Source organism: Streptomyces racemochromogenes, assembly GCF_044129415.1.
In the GTDB taxonomy this organism is placed as follows: domain Bacteria; phylum Actinomycetota; class Actinomycetes; order Streptomycetales; family Streptomycetaceae; genus Streptomyces; species Streptomyces racemochromogenes_A.
The window spans coordinates 25877-42590 of sequence record NZ_JBBDHD010000042.1 but is presented as its reverse complement, the minus strand read 5'-3'; the positions used below and the strand labels follow the sequence as shown (position 1 = coordinate 42590).

14 protein-coding genes are annotated in these 16714 nt (G+C 74.6%); 6 read left to right on the top strand and 8 right to left on the bottom strand.

The annotated features are described in order from the left end of the window. Positions 1-918, bottom strand: a complete 918-nt coding sequence (locus WDV06_RS17995) for an EamA family transporter (RefSeq protein WP_395510767.1) — start codon at positions 916-918, stop codon at positions 1-3. A 106-nt stretch (positions 919-1024) separates the two neighbouring features. Here WDV06_RS17995 and WDV06_RS17990 point away from each other — a divergent pair, with 106 nt between their 5' ends. Together WDV06_RS17990 and WDV06_RS17985 are read left to right on the top strand one after the other, a co-directional pair. Beyond that, positions 1025-1984: a LysR family transcriptional regulator gene (locus WDV06_RS17990; RefSeq protein ID WP_395510766.1), complete on the top strand. Its 960-nt coding sequence runs from the start codon at positions 1025-1027 to the stop codon at positions 1982-1984. A 55-nt stretch (positions 1985-2039) separates the two neighbouring features. Beyond that, positions 2040-3803, top strand: coding sequence for a glycoside hydrolase family 3 protein (locus WDV06_RS17985; RefSeq protein ID WP_395510780.1), 1764 nt, complete (start codon positions 2040-2042; stop codon positions 3801-3803). 31 nt (positions 3804-3834) lie between these two features. Here WDV06_RS17985 and WDV06_RS17980 read toward each other — a convergent pair whose 3' ends face one another. Both WDV06_RS17980 and WDV06_RS17975 read right to left on the bottom strand, forming a co-directional pair. After that, a complete protein-coding gene (locus WDV06_RS17980; protein WP_395510765.1) occupies positions 3835-5310 on the bottom strand; it encodes an aminopeptidase in 1476 nt (491 codons plus the stop codon). Positions 5311-5396: 86 nt separating this feature from the next. Beyond that, positions 5397-5765 (bottom strand): hypothetical protein, encoded by a 369-nt coding sequence (locus WDV06_RS17975; protein ID WP_395510764.1) that lies wholly within the window; start codon positions 5763-5765, stop codon positions 5397-5399. A 168-nt stretch (positions 5766-5933) separates the two neighbouring features. Here WDV06_RS17975 and WDV06_RS17970 point away from each other — a divergent pair, with 168 nt between their 5' ends. After that, complete coding sequence (locus WDV06_RS17970) at positions 5934-6488, top strand: EF-hand domain-containing protein (RefSeq protein ID WP_395510763.1); 555 nt, start codon at positions 5934-5936, stop codon at positions 6486-6488. 29 nt (positions 6489-6517) lie between these two features. On the opposite strand, the gene WDV06_RS17965 is transcribed toward WDV06_RS17970, so the two are convergent. After that, positions 6518-10291 (bottom strand): ABC transporter ATP-binding protein, encoded by a 3774-nt coding sequence (locus tag WDV06_RS17965; protein WP_395510762.1) that lies wholly within the window; start codon positions 10289-10291, stop codon positions 6518-6520. Positions 10292-10524: 233 nt separating this feature from the next. Between WDV06_RS17965 and WDV06_RS17960 the strand changes: the two genes are divergently transcribed. Both WDV06_RS17960 and WDV06_RS17955 read left to right on the top strand, forming a co-directional pair. Then, complete coding sequence (locus WDV06_RS17960) at positions 10525-10893, top strand: type II toxin-antitoxin system RelE/ParE family toxin (RefSeq protein ID WP_045951078.1); 369 nt, start codon at positions 10525-10527, stop codon at positions 10891-10893. Positions 10894-10906: 13 nt separating this feature from the next. After that, positions 10907-11251, top strand: coding sequence for a helix-turn-helix domain-containing protein (locus WDV06_RS17955; RefSeq protein WP_045951079.1), 345 nt, complete (start codon positions 10907-10909; stop codon positions 11249-11251). On the opposite strand, the gene WDV06_RS17950 is transcribed toward WDV06_RS17955, so the two are convergent. Both WDV06_RS17950 and speB read right to left on the bottom strand, forming a co-directional pair. Further along, positions 11248-12936, bottom strand: coding sequence for a thiamine pyrophosphate-binding protein (locus WDV06_RS17950; RefSeq protein ID WP_395510761.1), 1689 nt, complete (start codon positions 12934-12936; stop codon positions 11248-11250). The genes WDV06_RS17955 and WDV06_RS17950 overlap by 4 nt on opposite strands. A 69-nt stretch (positions 12937-13005) precedes the next feature. Next, complete coding sequence (gene speB, locus WDV06_RS17945) at positions 13006-13974, bottom strand: agmatinase (protein ID WP_344156456.1); 969 nt, start codon at positions 13972-13974, stop codon at positions 13006-13008. 203 nt (positions 13975-14177) lie between these two features. Here speB and WDV06_RS17940 point away from each other — a divergent pair, with 203 nt between their 5' ends. After that, positions 14178-15782: a helix-turn-helix domain-containing protein gene (locus WDV06_RS17940; RefSeq protein WP_395510760.1), complete on the top strand. Its 1605-nt coding sequence runs from the start codon at positions 14178-14180 to the stop codon at positions 15780-15782. 20 nt (positions 15783-15802) lie between these two features. Here WDV06_RS17940 and WDV06_RS17935 read toward each other — a convergent pair whose 3' ends face one another. After that, complete coding sequence (locus WDV06_RS17935; protein WP_395510759.1) at positions 15803-16099, bottom strand: hypothetical protein; 297 nt, start codon at positions 16097-16099, stop codon at positions 15803-15805. Then, positions 16096-16656, bottom strand: a complete 561-nt coding sequence (locus tag WDV06_RS17930; RefSeq protein ID WP_395510758.1) for an RNA polymerase sigma factor — start codon at positions 16654-16656, stop codon at positions 16096-16098. Before WDV06_RS17930 ends, WDV06_RS17935 begins: the two co-directional genes overlap by 4 nt. Between the last annotated feature and the right edge of the window lie 58 nt (positions 16657-16714).

Here is a 16714-nt window from a genome sequence, read left to right as displayed (position 1 = left end):
CTAGCGGGCCGCCCCCACCGCACCGGCGGGAGCGCCCGCGGCCGTCGCCGCACCCCGCCTGCCGCCCGCCGGCGCCAGCGAGGTCAGACCGACCCCGCCGACCAGCAGCACCGCGGCCAGCCAGCGCGGCCCCGAGACCGGCTCGCCGAGCACCAGCGCGGCCGAGGACATCCCGAACACCGGCACCAGCAGCGAGAACGGCGCCACGGCCGAGGCCGGGTAGCGGCGCAGCAGGTAGCCCCAGGCGCCGAAGCCGAACACCGTGGACACCCAGGCGACGTAGCCGATGACGGCCACCCCGGACCAGTCCAGGGCGCGCAGCGCGGCCAGGTCCCGGTCGGGCCCCTCCAGCAGCAGCGACAGCCCCAGCAACGGCACCACGGGGACGGTGCACACCCACACCATGAAGTTCAGCGCGTCGGGCGGGGCCGCCCTGCGGGTGAGGACGTTGGACACGCCCCAGCAGGCGGCGGCCGCCACCACCAGGGCGAACCCGGTCGCCGGTCCGGACAGGCCGGTGTCCGCGGCGGCGACCGCGATCCCGGCCAGTGCCACGACCATGCCCAGCACCCGCACCCGCCCGGGCCGCTCGCGCAGCACGACGGCGGCGAGGACGGCGGTGAACACGGCCTGGATCTGGAGCACCAGCGAGGACAGCCCGGCCGGCATCCCGGCGGCCATGCCCGTGAACAGCAGGCCGAACTTCGCGATGCCCAGCGCCACCCCGACCCCCAGGACCCACTTCCAGGCGACCCTGGGCCGGCCCACGAGGAACACGGCCGGCAGCGCGGCGACCAGGAAGCGCAGCGCGGACAGCAGCAGCGGCGGGAAGTGGCCGAGCCCGATCTGGATGACGACGAAGTTGAACCCCCAGACGGCGGCGACGAGGACGGCGAGGGCGGTGTGTACGGGACGCATGCCCCGAGGATCGGCCGCCCCCACCATGTAGCACCAGCGCGCATGTCTTCCGGTAAGGATGAAGCATTCCTTACGAATGCTCGCCCCGGCCCCCTACGATGGCCGGATGCTCGACCTGCCCCGGCTGCGCGCCCTGCACGCCGTCTCCGTCCACGGCTCCGTGGCTGCCGCAGCCGCCGCCCTCGGCTACACCCCCTCCGCCGTCTCGCAGCAGATCGGCAAGCTGGAGCGGGAGACCCGCACCACCCTGCTGGAGCGGCGCGGGCGCGGGGTCGCGCTCACCGAGGAGGCCCGCCACCTGGCCGAGACCGCCCGGGAGTTGCTGGCCATCGTCGAGCGGGCCGAGACCACCCTGGAGGAGCGGCGCGGACGGCCCGGCGGGCTGCTGACGGTGGCCGCCTTCGCCTCGGCCGCGCGCGGACTGCTGCCCGGGGTCCTGGCCGATCTGGCCGCCCGCCATCCGGCGCTGGACGTACGCCTCACGGAAGTGGACCCGCACCTGTCGGTGGACCTGGTGGCCCGGGGCGTCACCGACCTGGCGGTCGCCCACGACTGGGACATCGCCCCGCTGCCCGCCCCCGAGGGCGTGGAGCACGCGCTGATCGGGGACGACCGGTGCGACCTGGTGGTCCCGGCCGGGCACCCCTTCACCGCCCGGGCCGTGGTCCGCCGCGCGGACCTCGGCGGGCAGCGGTGGGTGTGCCAGCCGCCGGGGCGGGTCTGCCACGACTGGCTGGTGCGGACCCTGCGGGCGGCCGGGTTCGAGCCCGACGTCGCGCACATGGCCGAGGAGAACCACACCATCGTCGCCCTCGTCGCGGCCGGGCTCGGGATCGCGGTCGTGCCCCGGCTGGGCACCGGCCCGCTGCCGCCGGGAGCGGTGGCCGTCCCCCTGGAGCCGGTCCCCGTACGCCGGTTGTACGCCCTGTGGCGGACGGGTGCCTCCCGCCGCCCGGCGATCACCGAGACCGTCCGCACCCTCCGGGAGCACTGGCCGGCCGTGGCGGGCCTGCTTCCGGGGGACGGGCCGAGTGTCCCGGCAGCGCGGGGCGCGGAGCGGGAGTAGGGTCCCGGGGGTGCCGTACCACGCCTCCCGCCGGGCCCTGCTCGCCGCCGCGGCCATGGCCGCAGCCACGGCCGCGGGCGCCGCCGCGTCCGCCTCGGGCTCCCACCGCACTCCGGACGACCCCCGATCCCCCGAAGGCCCCCCGGGCCGCCGCACGGACCCGGCGCGGCTGCGCGCCCTGGTGGCGTCGATGGAACTGCCCGAGCTGGTGGGGCAGCTGTTCGTGTCGCGGGCGTACGGGCATTCGGCGACCGACCCCGACCCGGCCGACGCAGAGCTGAACCGGGCCCAGTTCGGCGTGCGCACCGCCGCCGAACTGGTGGCCCGTTACCACCTGGGCGGCATCGTCTACTTCGCCTGGGCGCACAACACCCGCTCCCCGCGCCAGATCGCCGCCCTGTCCAACGGCCTCCAGCGGGCCGCGGCCGGCTCGGGCGCCGGGATCCCGCTCCTGCTCTCCGTCGACCAGGAACACGGGGCCGTCGCCCGGATCGGCCGGCCCGCGACCCTGCTGCCCGGGGCGATGGCCCTCGGCGCGGGCGGGTCCTCGGCCGACGCCCGCCGGGCGGCCCGGGTGGCGGGGGCCGAGCTGGCGGCCCTCGGCATCCGGCAGGACTACGCGCCGGTGGCGGACGTCAACGTGAACCCGGCCAATCCGGTGATCGGCGTCCGCTCCTTCGGATCCGACCCGCAGGCGGTGGCGGAACTCGTGGCCGCGCAGGTGGGCGGCTACCAGGGGGCGGGGGTGGCGGCGACGGCGAAGCACTTCCCGGGGCACGGCGACACCGAGACCGACAGCCACGTCGGGCTGCCGGTGATGCGGCACAGCCGCGCGCAGTGGGAGGAGCTGGACGAGCCGCCGTTCCGGGCGGCGGTCGAGGCGGGCGCGGACGTGGTGATGACCGCGCACATCGTCTTCCCCGCGCTCGATCCCTCGGGGGACCCGGCGACCCTCTCGCGGCCGATCGTGACCGGCATCCTGCGCGAACGGCTGGGCTTCCGGGGCGTGGTGGTGACCGACGCCCTCGACATGGCGGGGGTCCGCCAGAAGTACGGGGACGACCGGGTGCCGGTACTGGCCCTCAAGGCGGGCTGCGACCAGCTGCTGAACGCCCCCGACCTGGGGCTGGCGTACCGCAGCGTGCTGGCGGCGGTGCAGTCGGGCGAGCTCACCCGGGAGCGGGTCGAGGAGTCGGTGCTGCGGATCCTGGAGGTCAAGGCCCGCCGGGGCCTGTTCGAGGACCCGTACGCCGACGAGGCACGGGTGGACGCGGTGGTGGGGACCCGGGAGCACCTGGCGGCGGCCGACGCGGTCGCGGCGGGGACGACCACGCTGCTGGCCAACCCGCGCGGGCTGCTGCCGCTGGACGCGTCGGCCGGGCCGCGGCTGCTGGTGACCGGCGCCGACCCGGCCTCCCCCACGGGGACGACGGGGCCTCCCACCGCGGTCCTGGCGCGGGAGCTGACGGCCCTGGGCTGCCGGGCGCAGGCCCTGCCCCCGGAGCGGGCGGTGGCGGCCGCGCCGGGGAACACGGCGGTGCTGGTGTGCACGTACAACGTCCCGGAGGGGGACGGTCCGCAGCGCACGCTCGTGGCGGACCTGGTCGCGACGGGCGTCCCGGTGGTGCTGGTGGCGGTCCGCAACCCGTACGACCCGGCCAGGCTGCCGCGGTGCGCGGCCGAGGTGGCCACGTACACCTGGACGGACGTGGAACTGCGGGCGGCGGCCCGGGTGCTGACGGGGGCGGAGCGGCCGTCGGGCCGCCTGCCGGTCCCGGTCCCGGGCCGCTATCCGCTGGGCCACGGGCTGGAGTACTGACGCACCCCGGCCCGCGGCCCGGCGGGGACCGCTACGGCCGCAGGGAGTCGCGGCGCAGGTCGGTCCGGTCGAGCTCCGGGTCCGGGGCGGCGAGCGGGGCCGCCGCCTGCGGTGCGGCCTTCTGCGCGCCGAACAGGTTCGCGGCGGGGGCCACTCCGGCCCACTGCTGGATCCGTGCGGTGGCCAGGGCCTTCTCCCCGTCCTGGAGCTTGGCCACGTTGGCCCCGTGGTTGGCGCCGGGCGCGATCATCACGTAGCTGTCCGTCGCCCCGTAGCCGACGTGGAAGGGCTCGGCGCCCCACGGGTCGTTCTGGCCGTACACGAAGAGCATCTGGTGGGCGTTGTTGCGGACCCAGGTGTCCACGTCCGCCATGGCCCCCGGCTGGAAGGTCATGGGGATGGCGCTCGGGACGAAGTTGCGCGGCGGCTGGTAGCCGTAGCGGCTCAGGCCCTTCAGCCAGGGCTGCTTGATGTCGGGCGAGCCGAGCTGGGTGCCGGCCTGGTAGTAGTACGGCGTGTACGTCTCCAGGCCCTGGTCGGTGTAGGCCGAGAAGCCGGAGATGGTGTCGACGCTGTCCCAGATCTGCTGGTCGGTGGCGGTCTTCGCGTCCGGGAGGGTTCCGCAGTCGGAGAGCAGGCTGTACTGCCAGAAGGCCCAGGTGTAGTCGAGGACGACGGCCTCGAAGGCCTTGTCCATGCTGCCGATCGTGTTGAAGGTCCAGCCGCCCGCGGCGGCGGCCTCCTTGTACTTGGCCTCCAGCGGTTCGCGCCGGATCAGGGCCTCGCGCTGGACGGCGGCCAGCTTGTCGCGGCACTCCTTGGTGCCGACCTTGGTGAAGAACCGGTCGTAGGCCGAGTCCTCCTTGTTGACGACGTCGTTGGGCGCGACGTAGGCGACGACCCCGTCCATGTCGCGGGGGTAGAAGCGCTCGAAGTACGTCGCCGTCATCCCGCCCTTGCTGGCGCCGGTGGCGAGCCAGTTCTTGGTGTAGATCTTCTTCAGGGCGGTGAAGATGCGGTGCTGGTCGCTGGCGGCCTGCCAGATGTCCAGCTTCGACCAGTCCGCCGGGTCGGGGCGGGACGGGTTGAAGAATCGATACTCCATGGACACCTGGTTGCCGTCGACTATGGTCGTCGGCTCGGCGCGGCGCGGGTTGGTGTTGACGTTGTAGCCGGAGGTGTAGAACACCGTCGGCCGGGACTCGTCCTTGTGCAGCAGGGTGATGCGCTGCTTGAAGGTGCCCTTCGACGGCTGCCGGTGGTCGATCGGCTGCTCGTAGGTGAGCACGAAGAACCGGTAGCCGGGGTACGGCTTCTCCTCGATCAGGCTCATGCCCGGGATGGCGAGGATCCGGTCCTTGATGTCCGCGGTGGTGCCCTGCCCGGCGGTGGTCGGCGCGGTGGCGGCCGGCTCGGCGGCGGTGGCCGCCTGAGCCGTGAGGCCGACCGGGCCGAAGGCGCCGATCAGCACCGTGAGCGGCAGCAGCCGGCCAAGCGTCTTGCGCATGCACTCTCCCCATTCGGTCCACTGGTGGTCGCCGTGAACCTAGCGGGGTCAACACGCCTGTGAACAGTACCGGTTGGGCCGCCGCGTCAGCACAGGATCCAGCCGGATTCCACCGATCCGGCCGCGACGCTCCCCCTTACATACACACATCGGCTGATCGCGCCGACGGTGACGGGGCCCGCGTAGCGGGTGAATCGTCCCGCATCAGCCACGGGGACCCCGCCGCGCGGCTGGACGCTCACCGCGAGGTGGCGGCGCTCGCCGGGGTGCAGGGCCACGTTCACCGCGCAGACCTGCGTCCGGCTCTTGTACACGCGCACCTCGGCGCCCGGCAGCGGCAGCGTCCGCACCAGGTCACCCGGACAGCCTCCGGCGGCGGCCGCCGCCTGCGGCGCCGCCGTGAGCACGCCGCCGACGGCCAGCCAGAGCGCCGCCCCGAACACGCCGAGGGACACGCCCCGCCCGCGCGCCGTCCGCGCCTTCCACCCCTGAGACACCCTGACCCCCCGATCGGTCGTACGTAACACGTACTGACGTACGTACGACGCGCCGGACCCCCGGAAGGTTGCACTACCCTGGGCGATCGACCGAATGCCCACCGTCACCATGAAAGGCGTCCGCCCATGACGACCGACCTGCTCGACCGGAAGCTGGAGCGCGCGTTCGCGCACCTGGACGCGGACGGCAACGGCGTGATCGACGAGAAGGACATGATCGCGCTGGGCTCACGGCTGCTGACCGCGCTGGCCGAGCCCGCCGACTCCCCCAAGGCGGCCGAGGTGTTCCGCGGGCTCACCGACTTCTGGGTGGACCTCTTCAACGAGCTGGGCGTGGGCCAGGACCAGAAGCTGACGCCCGGGCAGTACCGGGACGGGATGACCCGCCTCTACAAGGACGGCGGCCCCGCGTACGAGAAGTCGTTCCGGCCGATGATGAAGGCGATGCTGACGGTCGTCGACACCAACGGGGACGGGCAGATCAGCCCCGAGGAGTTCCACAGGGCCCAGCTGGCCTTCGACACCCGGCTGGAGCCGGCCGACGCCGACGCCCTCTTCGAGCGGATCGACAAGAACCACGACGGGTACCTGTCGCTGGACGAGCTCCTGGACGCGGTGCGCGAGTACTACACCGGCGACGACGAGGACGCCCCGGGCAACCTGCTCTTCGGCGAGCTCTGACACCCGGGGCGCACTCCTGAGGGGCTCCGCTACGCGGCGGCGGCCCGTTCGTCCTCGCCGACGAAGGTCCGCCACAGCACGGCGTAGCGGCCGCCCCGGGCCAGCAGTTCGGCGTGGCTGCCGTCCTCGACGACCCGGCCGCGCTCCATGACCACCACCCGGTCGGCCCGGGCGGCGGTGGTCAGCCGGTGCGCCACCACCAGGGTGGTGCGCTTGCCCGCGAGCCGGTCGGTGGCCTGGTTGACCTGGGCCTCGGTGGCCAGGTCCAGGGCGGCGGTGGCCTCGTCGAGCAGCAGGACGTCCGGTTCGACGAGTTCGGCGCGGGCCAGCGCGATCAGCTGGCGCTGGCCCGCGGAGAGGTTGCGGCCGCGCTCGGCGACGGTGTGCAGGTAGCCGCCGTCCAGGGTGGCGATCATGTCGTGGGCGCCGACCGCGCGGGCGGCGGCCTCCACCTCGGCGTCGCTCGCCTCCGGCCGCCCGTAGGCGATGGCGTCGCGGACCGTCCCCGGGAAGAGGTAGGACTCCTGGGGGACGACCCCGAGCCGGTGGCGGTACGCCGTCAGGTCCAGCTCCCGCAGGTCGGTGCCGTCGGCGGTCACCCGGCCCGAGGTCGGGTCGTAGAACCGGGCGACCATCTTGACCAGGGTGGACTTCCCGGCGCCGGTCTCGCCGACGAAGGCGACGGTCTGCCCGGCCGGTATCCGCAGGGTGATGCCGCCCAGCGCCTCGCCCTTCTCACCGCGCTCCTCGGCGGTGGCGTACGCGAAGCGCACGTCCTCGAAGGCGATCTCGCCGCGCAGCCCGTCGACCGCGCGGGGCGCGGCCGGCGGCGGCGTGGTGGTGGGCTCGCGCAGCAGGTCCTGGATCCGGCCGAGGGAGACGGTGGCCTGCTGGTAGCCGTCGAAGACCTGGGAGAGCTGCTGGACCGGGGCGAAGAACAGGTCGATGTAGAGCAGGTACGCCACCAGGGCGCCGGTGGTGAGGGTGGCCGCCTCCACCCGGCCCGCGCCGACGATCAGCACGGCCGCCGCCGCGCCCGACGACAGCAGCTGCACGAACGGGAAGTAGACGGATATCAGCCACTGGCCGCGCACGCGCGCCCGGCGGTAGGAGTCGCTGCGCTCGGCGAAGCGGGTGGCACCGGTGTGCTGGCGGCGGAAGGCCTGGACCAGGCGCAGCCCGGCGACGGACTCCTGGAGGTCGGCGTTGACCAGGCTGACCCGGTCGCGGGCGAGCTCGTACGCGGCGACCGACTTGCGGCGGAAGACGAACGTGGCGAGGACCAGCACGGGCAGGGTGGCGAAGACGATCAGCGCGAGTTCGAGGTCGAGGACGAGCAGGGCGATCAGGATGCCGAAGAAGGTCAGGACCGAGACGACGGCGGTGACCAGGCCGGTCTGCAGGAAGCTGGAGAGGGAGTCCACGTCGGTGGTCATCCGGGTCATGATCTTGCCGGTGAGCTCGCGCTCGTAGTAGTCCAGGCCGAGGCGCTGGAGCTGGGCGAAGATCTTGACGCGCAGGGCGTAGAGCACGCGCTCGCCGGTGCGCCCGGTCATCCGGGTCTCGGCGACCTGGGCGGCCCACTGGGCGGTCACGACGGCCAGGGCGAGGGCAGCGGCGGCCCACACCGCGCCGAGGGCGGCCTTCTCCACGCCCTGGTCGATGCCGTGCCGGATCAGCACCGGCAGGAGCAGGCCGGCGCCCGCGTCGAGGGCGACGAGGCCGAGGCTGACGGCGAGCGGGGCCCAGAAGCCGTGCAGCAGCCGGCGCAGGCCGTAGCTCTCCTCGGCCGCCGCGGCCCGCTCCTCGTCCACCTCGGGCCGGTCGTCGGCCGGCGGGAGGGCGGCGACCTGCGCGAGCAGTTCGGGCGTGGCGCCCGGCGGGGGCTCCTCGGCCTTGTCCCGGCGCCGCCACAGCTCGGGGGTCACCCCGTCGGCGACGCGCCGCTTGGCGCTCACCGGCTCGGAGTCGATCTCGGCCTCCAGCTCGATGTCCCGTTCCAGGTCCCGCTCGACGTCCCGTTCGAACTCGGCCATCGAGGGGGCGTCGGGGGTACGCGGGGAGCCGGCGCCGAGGGCCTCGGGGTCGGTCAGCAGCCGCCGGTAGAGGGCCGAGCGGCGCTCCAGCTCCTCGTGCGTGCCGAGGTCGGCGAGCCGGCCGCCGTCGAGCACGGCGATCCGGTCGGCGAGGGCGAGGGTGGAGCGGCGGTGGGCGATCAGGAGGGTGGTGCGGCCGGCCATGACGGCGCGCAGCGCCTCGTGGATCTCGTGCTCGACGCGGGCGTCGACGGCGGAGGTGGCGTCGTCGAGGAGGAGCAGCCGGGGGTCGGTGAGGAGGGCGCGGGCGAGCGCGATGCGCTGGCGCTGGCCGCCGGAGAGGGTCAGGCCCTGCTCCCCGACCTTGGTGTCGTAGCCGTCGGGAAGCACCTGGATGAACGATTCCGCCTGGGCCGCGCGGGCGGCCTCGCGGATCTCCTCGTCCGTGGCTCCGGGGCGGCCGTAGGCGATGTTGGCCCGGATGGTGTCGGAGAAGAGGAAGGAGTCCTCGGGGACGAGGCCGATGGCGGCGCGCAGGGAGTCGTACGTCAGCTCGCGCACGTCGTGGCCGCCGACGCGGACGGTGCCGTGGTCGGCGTCGTAGAAGCGCGGCAGGAGCAGCGAGACGGTGGACTTGCCGGAGCCGGACGCCCCGACGACGGCGACGGTCTCCCCCTCGGCGAGACGGAGCGAGAACCCGTCGAGGACGGGCCGCTCGGGGTCGTAGCCGAAGCGGACGTCCTCGAACTCGACGGTGGCGGGGGCGTCGGCGGGCAGCTCCCGCGTCCCCTCCCGGATCACCGGCTCGGTGTCGATCAGCTCGAAGACCCGCTCGACGCCGGCCCGGGCCTGCTGGCCGACGGTGAGCACCATGGCGAGCATGCGGACGGGGCCGACGAGCTGGGCGAGGTAGGTGGAGAAGGCGACGAAGGTGCCGAGGGTGATGTGCCCCCGGGTGGCCAGCCAGCCGCCGAGGGCCAGCATGGCGACCTGGCCGAGCGCGGGGACGGCCTGGAGGGCGGGGGTGTAGCGCGAGTTGATCCGGATGGCACGCATCCGCCCGGCGAAGAGCCGGCGCCCGGCCTCGCGGAGCTTGCCGGTCTCCTGCTCCTCCTGCCCGAACCCCTTGACCACGCGGACACCGGTGACGGCCCCGTCGACGACGGTGGCGACGGCGGCGGCCTGGCTCTGCGCGTACCAGGTGGCGGGGAAGAGCTTCTTGCGGCTGCGCTTGGCGATGAACCACAGGGCGGGGGCCATCAGCAGCGCGACGACGGTCAGCAGCGGCGACAGCCAGACCATGACGGCCAGGGATATCCCGAAGAGCAGGAAGTTGCCGATGGTCATGGGCAGCATGAACAGCAGGCCCTGGATCAGCTGGAGGTCGCTGGTGGCCCGCCCGACGACCTGCCCGGTCGACAGCTCGTCCTGGCGCCGTCCGTCGAGGCGGGCGATGGTGTCGTACATGTCGGTGCGCAGGTCGTGCTGCACGTCGAGGGCGAGGCGGCCGCCGTAGTACCGGCGTATGTAGGTGAGCACGTAGACCAGCAGGGCGGCGCCGACGAGCAGGCCCGCCCAGGGGCCCATCTCCTTGGTCCGGTCGCCGATGACGTCGTCGATGATGACGCGGGTGACGAGCGGCACGAGCGCCATGACGGCCATGCCGGCCAGTGAGGAGCCCAGCGCGAGCAGCACGTTGAGCCTGTACCGCCAGGTGTAGGCGGCCAGCCGCCTGCCCCAGCCCTGTTTCTCCCCAGCCGCCGTCACGTGGGTGCCTCCCCGTAGGTCCTGTCCTGCCGAGACCCCCAACGCTCCGACCGGCGGATTTCATCCCGCCGCAACAATTCGAACATCCGCCTGCGGCGCCTCCGGCGCACGCGGGGAGCGGCCGGACGGGCTACGCGGGCAGCGGGGATCCCGGGAACGGGTCCTCACTCGTTCGGGCGGCTTCCCGCACTTTCGCCGCCGCCATACACTGGACTGTCTATACGTTCAGCTATATGGAAGACCTTTTCACGGTCGAGATCGAGCCGGAGGTCCGGCTGTGGCTCATGAACCTGTCGGACGCCGACTACCTGGTGGCGGAGCACGCCGTGGGACTCCTCGTCGACGCTCCGACCACACTCGGGGAACCGTACTCACGGCACTTGGGAGGCGGCGTCCGCGAGCTGCGCTTCATACTCGGCCACAACCGCGAGGCGGTGCGCCTCTCGTACCGCCTCGCTCCTCACCGGAGGATCGTGCTTCTGACCGTCTTCAGGAAGACGAAGCAGCGCGAAGTCGCAGAAGTGGATCGGGCCGTACGCGCGGGCCGGGTGTGCGAGTCCTCCCATGGGCCGGCGGTCGACGTGTATACCCGTGACGTCTAGAAGGGAGAACGCCATGGTCAGCCACGCTCAGTGGAAGCTCTCGCGGGACAGGAAGGTGGCACAGGGCCTGGCCGAGTCCGCCGAGACCGCACGGCAGAGGGAGGAGATCCGGCTCGCCTTCGAGCTCGGGCAGGCGGTGTACGACCGTCGCAGCGAGCTCGGGATCTCGCAGACCGAGCTCGCGCGCCGGGCAGGGATGACACAACCCCAGGTGTCGAAGCTGGAGCTGGGCGGGACCGTACCGACGGTGCCTCTGCTGGCACGGCTCGCTCGGGCCATGGAGTCCGAGCTGACCCTCAAGCTGGTCGGGGAGACGTCCCACGTGGTCTTCGCGGCCCAGCATCACGAGGCCGCCTAGCCCAGGTGGGTCGGGGCGAACATCCTGAGGGTGGCCGGGAGGACCAGGACCGAGGGGCCGGGGGTGGCGAGGGCGGCGGCGAGGTCCTCGCGGAGGGTGGCCGGGGTGGTGGTGGAGGCCGGGACGCCGAAGGAGGCTGCCAGGGCCGTGAAGTCGGGGCGGGTGAGCTCGGTGCCGGTGGTGCGGCCGTCGTAGGCGTCCGTCATGTACTCGCGCAGGATGCCGTAGCCGCCGTCGTCCACGATCAGCCAGGTGACGTCCAGGCCGTACTGCTTCGCGGTGGCGAGCTCGGAGACGGAGTACATCGCGCCGCCGTCGCCGGAGACGGCGAGGACCGGGGTGCCGGGCTCGGCGAGGGCCGCTCCGAGGGCCGCCGGGAAGGCGTAGCCGAGGCCGCCGGCGCCCTGGGCCGAGTGCATGGTGTTGGGGTGCTTCGCGTCGAACGCGGACCAGGCCCAGTAGGCGAGGATCGTCATGTCCCAGAAGGACGGGGAGCGGGCCGGGAGGGCGGACCTGATCGAGGTCAGGAGCTCCTGTTCCAGGGCGAGGTCCTGGGTGGCCAGGCGGGCGGCGATGTCGGCGAGCACCGCGCGGACCCGGGCGGGGGCGTCCTCGTCCTCGCGGGGCCCGACCGTCTCCAGGAGGGCCTGGAGGGCCAGGCGGGCGTCGGCGTGGATGCCCAGTGCCGGGTGGTTCGACTCCAGCTTGCCGAGGTCCGCCTCGATCTGGACGACCCGGCCGGTGGGGAAGAACGTGTGGTAGTTGGAGCTGAGTTCACCCAGGCCCGAGCCGACGACGAGCAGGACGTCGGCGTCCTCCAGGAAGTCCGTCATGTGGCGGTCCTCCAGCCAGGACTGGAGGGAGAGCGGGTGGTTCCAGGGGAAGGCGCCCTTGCCGCCGAAGGTGGTGACGACGGGCGCGTTCAGGCGTTCCGCGAGCTGCCTGAGCTTGCCGGCGGCGTCCGCGCGGATGACGCCGCCGCCCGCGATGATCACGGGGCGGGCGGCCCGGGACAGCCAGTGCGCCGCCAGCGCGGTCAGCTCCGGGCGCGGAGCCGGTTCGTGCGGGCTCGCGTCCATGCCCGTGACCTGCGGGATGACCGTCTCCGCCCGGAGCACGTCCTCGGGGATCTCCACCCAGACGGGGCCGTGCGGGGCGGTGAGGGCCGACTCCCAGGCCTCGGCGACGACGGAGGGGATCTGGGAGGGGGTGCGGGCGGTGTGGACGGACTTCACCACGTCGCGGAAGGACGCGGACTGCTCGCGCAGCTCGTGCAGGTGGCCGCGCCGGCCTCCGCCCAGGCCCGGGGACGGGACCTGGGAGGAGATGGCGAGGACGGGCGCGGAGGCGGCGGCCGCCTCCGCCAGGGCCGGCAGGGACATGAGCGCGCCGGGGCCCGTGGACAGCAGCAGCGGGACCGCCTCGCCGGTGAGGCGGCCGTAGGCGTCGGCGGCGAAGCCCGCGTTGTTCTCCGTCCGCAGGCCGACCAGGCGCAGGTCGGAGCGGCCGACGGCGTCGAAGAGGGCCAGCGCGTGCTGCCCCGGCAGACCGAAGACGGTGGTCGCGCCGAGGCCGCGCAGCGTCTCCACGACCAGGTCCCCGCCCGTACGGCCCGGCGGCGGGGCCAGGGCGGCCGCCGTCTGGGCGTCGGTGGGGCGGAGAACCAGGTCGTGGTCGTGCGTCACGTGCTTGCGTGCCCTTCGTGCGGTGCCGTCCGGGCCGCCGTGGTCGCCTCGCCGGTGGTGCGCCGGGTGTTACTTCGCCTTCGAGGCGGCGATCTGGCGGCTCATGATCGTGGTGAGCTCGTACGCGGTGTGCGAGGCCGCGACCGAGGTGATCTCGGCGTGATCGTACGCCGGGGCGACCTCGACCACGTCGGCGGAAACCAGGTTGCAGGACGACAGACCGCGGATGATCTCCAGCAGCTCGCGGGAGGTCATGCCGCCCGCCTCGGGCGTGCCGGTGCCGGGCGCGTGCGCCGGGTCCAGGACGTCGATGTCGATGGAGATGTACAGCGGGCGGTCGCCGATGCGCTGGCGCAGCTGGTCGGCGATCTCGTCGGCGCCGCGGCGGTAGACGTCCGCCGAGGTCACGATGCCGAAGCCCATCTTGGCGTCGTCGTCCAGGTCCTGCTTGCCGTAGAGCGGGCCGCGGGTACCGACGTGGGAGAGGGCCTCGGTGTCGAGGATGCCCTCCTCGACGGCGCGGCGGAACGGGGTGCCGTGGGTGTACTCGGCGCCGAAATAGGTGTCCCAGGTGTCCAGGTGGGCGTCGAAGTGCAGCAGGGCGACCGGGCCGTGCTTCTTCGCGACCGAGCGCAGGAGGGGGAGGGCGATGGTGTGGTCGCCGCCGAGGGTCATCAGGCGGGAGCCGCCCGCGAGGAGCTCGTCGGCGGCGGCCTCGACCGTCTCGACGGCCTCGTTGATGTTGAAGGGGTTCACCGCGATGTCGCCGGCGTCCGCGACCTGCGCGAGGGCGAACGGGGAGGCGTCCTGTGCCGGGTTGTACGGGCGCAGCAGGCGCGAGGCCTCGCGGATGGCGTTGCCGCCGAAGCGGGCGCCGGGGCGGTAGGAGACACCGGAGTCGAAGGGCACGCCGACGACGGCGACGTCGGCGGAACCGACCTCGTCCAGGCGGGGCAGGCGGGCGAAGGTCGCCGGACCGGCGTAGCGCGGGATCCGGGAGGAGTCGACGGGGCCGCGCGGCGTCTGCTCGGTGCTCATGGGGGGTGCCCTTCTGGTGGTCCTGCTGGTGCGGTCTTTCGAGCGTAAGCGTGCCGCGCGGAGGGAGGGAGGGTACGTTTCATCCATCTGGCCGCGCTGAAATGTACGGAGTATCCATGGCCGATCTCCCGGTTCCCCCGCCGGTCCCCCCGCATCCCGGCACCGGGCCCCGGGCGTCGGCCTCGGCACCCGCCGGGGAGCCGATGACGCCGCCCGTGGGGCTGGCGGGGCTGCTCGGGGAGCGGGGGCTCGGGCTGCGGCACCTCGCGGGCCCGGGGGTGGCGGAGGTGCACGGGGTCCACGCCTCCGAGATGGCGGACCCGTCCCCGTACCTGCTGGGAGGCGAGCTGCTGCTGACGGCCGGGGCCGCGCTGACGGAGGACGGGGCCGCCGCCTACGTGCACCGGCTCGCCCGCGCCGGGGCCGCCGCGCTCGGCTTCGGCGTGACCCCCGTGCACGCGGTGGTGCCGCACGGTCTGGCCGAGGCGTGCGAGCGGTACGGGCTGCCGCTCGTCGAGGTCCCGCCGGGGACCCCGTTCACGGCCGTCGCCCGCAGCGTCGGGCGCCTGATGGCGGAGGCCCGCACCCGTGAGCTCCGCCGCGTCACCGAAGCCCAGCAGTCCCTCGCGTCGGCCGCCGCCCGCCCGGACCCGGTCCCGGCGGTCCTGTCCCGCCTGGCGGCGAGCCTGGGCGGCTGGGCGGCCCTGTGGGGGCCGGAGGGCGGAGCGGGAACGGCCGCCGGGGCGGGGCCCGGAGCCGGAGCGGCCGGCCGGCCTCCGACGGCCGGGGCGCCGGGGGCCGGGACGCGTCGGGCGGGCTCCCCCGCCGGGGCCGGCACGGCCGGCGGGGGCCGGCCGGGACCGGCACGCCCGGGGGTCGACGAGCGGGCGGGCCCCGCCGGGGCCGGATCCGCCCCGACCCCCGCCGTCCGGCCGGCCAGGGCCACGGCGGGGGCGCAGCCGGACGAGGAGGTGAGGGCGGCGCTGGCGGCGCTGGCCCTGCGGGTGGCCCCGGGGAGCGCGGCCACCGCCACCGACAGCCTCGCCGGCACCCATCTGGCCGCCTACGCGGTGGGCGGCGGGCAGGTGCTGGCCCTGGCCACCCCCGGCCGGGCCCCCGGCGACCACACCATCGCCTCGGTCGGCGCCGTCCTGCTGACCCTGCTCACGGCCGGCGGCCCCGCCGCCGCGGAGGCGGCCGCGCTGACCCGCCTCCTGCTGGACGGCGACCCGGCCGCCGCCCTCGGCCCGGGCCCCTGGTACGCCGTCCACGCCCGGGGCGGCGGGGACCCGCACGCCTTGGCGGCGGCGCTGGGCACCGTACTGCTGGACCCGCACGGGGACGCCGTACGCCTCCTCACCGACCGGGACCCCGGCCCGCAGCCGGGGTGGCGGCTCGGCGTGAGCGCACCGGCCGCCCCGGCGCGGCTGCGCACGGCCGACGCCCAGGCCCGCCGCGCCCTGTCCCGCGCCGAGGCCGCCCGTACCCCGCTGGCCCGCCACACGGACCCCGGTGTCACGGGCCTGGTCGGCGAGGCGGAGGCCCGCGCCCACGCCGAGGCGCTGCTGGGGCCCCTCCCCCCGGCGCTGCGGGAGACCCTGCGCGCCTGGCTGGCCCACCACGGCAGCTGGGACCGTACGGCGGCGGCGCTGGGGGTCCACCGGAACACGGTCCGCCAGCGGATGGCACGGTGCACGGCCCTGCTGGGCGACGCCGACCTGGACGACGCGGACACCCGCATGGAGCTGTGGTTCGCGCTGCGGTGGCTCGGTCCCGCGCCGGAGGGGCCGGCGGAACCCCTCGGCTGAGGCGGGTCCGGCCGTCGGGCCTACGACGGAGTCAGCGTGCAGCGGCCGTCCTCGCAGGAGCGCCGCAGGCGGCCTCTGGAGAGGGTCTGCACCAGGCCGACCGCCCAGCACATCGGGCAGCCGCGCAGCGCGAGCAGGCCGGCGGGCAGGAGGGCCAGGCTCACCGGCCAGGCGTACGGCAGGAGGGCGACGGCCGAGGCGAGCGAGCCGAAGCCCAGCACGCCGCGCACCAGGTGCCTCGGCAGGGAGGCGCTCGCGAAGTCGGGGCGGCCGTCGGCCGTCGTCGCCGTCTTCGTCGCGGTCATCGTCGCGGTCATCGGTCGTTCCCTTCGGGAGCCGGGTCGGGCGGGGTGAGGAGGGCGGTGCGGACCGTGGCGCGGGCCCGGTGGAGGCGGGACTTCATCGCCGCCGTGCTGAGGCCCAGGGCGTCGGCGACCACGCGGCCGCTGTGGCCCTGGACGTCCCGCATGATCAGCACCCGCCGCTGGTCGGCCGGGAGGGCCGCGACCGCCGCCGCCACCCGGCCCGCCTCCAGGCGGCGCAGCGCCTCGTCCTCCGCCGAGTCCGCCGGGGTGTCCGGGGCCGGGGGGTGCTCCCGGTCGCGGACGACGGCGCGGGCGCGCCGCAGGCACTCGTTGCGGACGATGCGGAACATCCACGAGGCCAGCGCGCCGGAGGCCCGCAGCATGCCGATCTTGCGGTACAGGATGATCAGGGCCTCCTGCGCCGCGTCCTCGGCGTCCTCCGGGGTCGCGCACAGGGAGCGGGCGAAGCGCCGTACGTTCGGGTGCGAGCCCGAGACCAGCGCGGTGATCGAGTCGAGGTCACCGCGCTGGGCTTCGGCGATCAGGCGTGCGCCGGGCCAGTCAGCCACGCGCGCGCCTCCGCTTCAGGACGAGCACGCACGTGCAGAGCAGCACCGCGCCCGCTGC

What these genes read in the sequence shown, in the direction of transcription:
- WDV06_RS17940 (WP_395510760.1), top strand. Translation starts at nt 14,178, where the DNA reads ATGACGCCGCCCGTGGGGCTGGCGGGGCTGCTCGGGGAGCGGGGGCTC.
- WDV06_RS17960 (WP_045951078.1), top strand. Translation starts at nt 10,525, where the DNA reads ATGGAAGACCTTTTCACGGTCGAGATCGAGCCGGAGGTCCGGCTGTGG.
- WDV06_RS17955 (WP_045951079.1), top strand. Translation starts at nt 10,907, where the DNA reads ATGGTCAGCCACGCTCAGTGGAAGCTCTCGCGGGACAGGAAGGTGGCA.
- speB (WP_344156456.1), bottom strand. Translation starts at nt 13,974, where the DNA reads ATGAGCACCGAGCAGACGCCGCGCGGCCCCGTCGACTCCTCCCGGATC.
- WDV06_RS17985 (WP_395510780.1), top strand. Translation starts at nt 2,040, where the DNA reads ATGGCCGCAGCCACGGCCGCGGGCGCCGCCGCGTCCGCCTCGGGCTCC.
- WDV06_RS17935 (WP_395510759.1), bottom strand. Translation starts at nt 16,099, where the DNA reads ATGACCGCGACGATGACCGCGACGAAGACGGCGACGACGGCCGACGGC.
- WDV06_RS17990 (WP_395510766.1), top strand. Translation starts at nt 1,025, where the DNA reads ATGCTCGACCTGCCCCGGCTGCGCGCCCTGCACGCCGTCTCCGTCCAC.
- WDV06_RS17980 (WP_395510765.1), bottom strand. Translation starts at nt 5,310, where the DNA reads ATGCGCAAGACGCTTGGCCGGCTGCTGCCGCTCACGGTGCTGATCGGC.
- WDV06_RS17995 (WP_395510767.1), bottom strand. Translation starts at nt 918, where the DNA reads ATGCGTCCCGTACACACCGCCCTCGCCGTCCTCGTCGCCGCCGTCTGG.
- WDV06_RS17970 (WP_395510763.1), top strand. Translation starts at nt 5,934, where the DNA reads ATGACGACCGACCTGCTCGACCGGAAGCTGGAGCGCGCGTTCGCGCAC.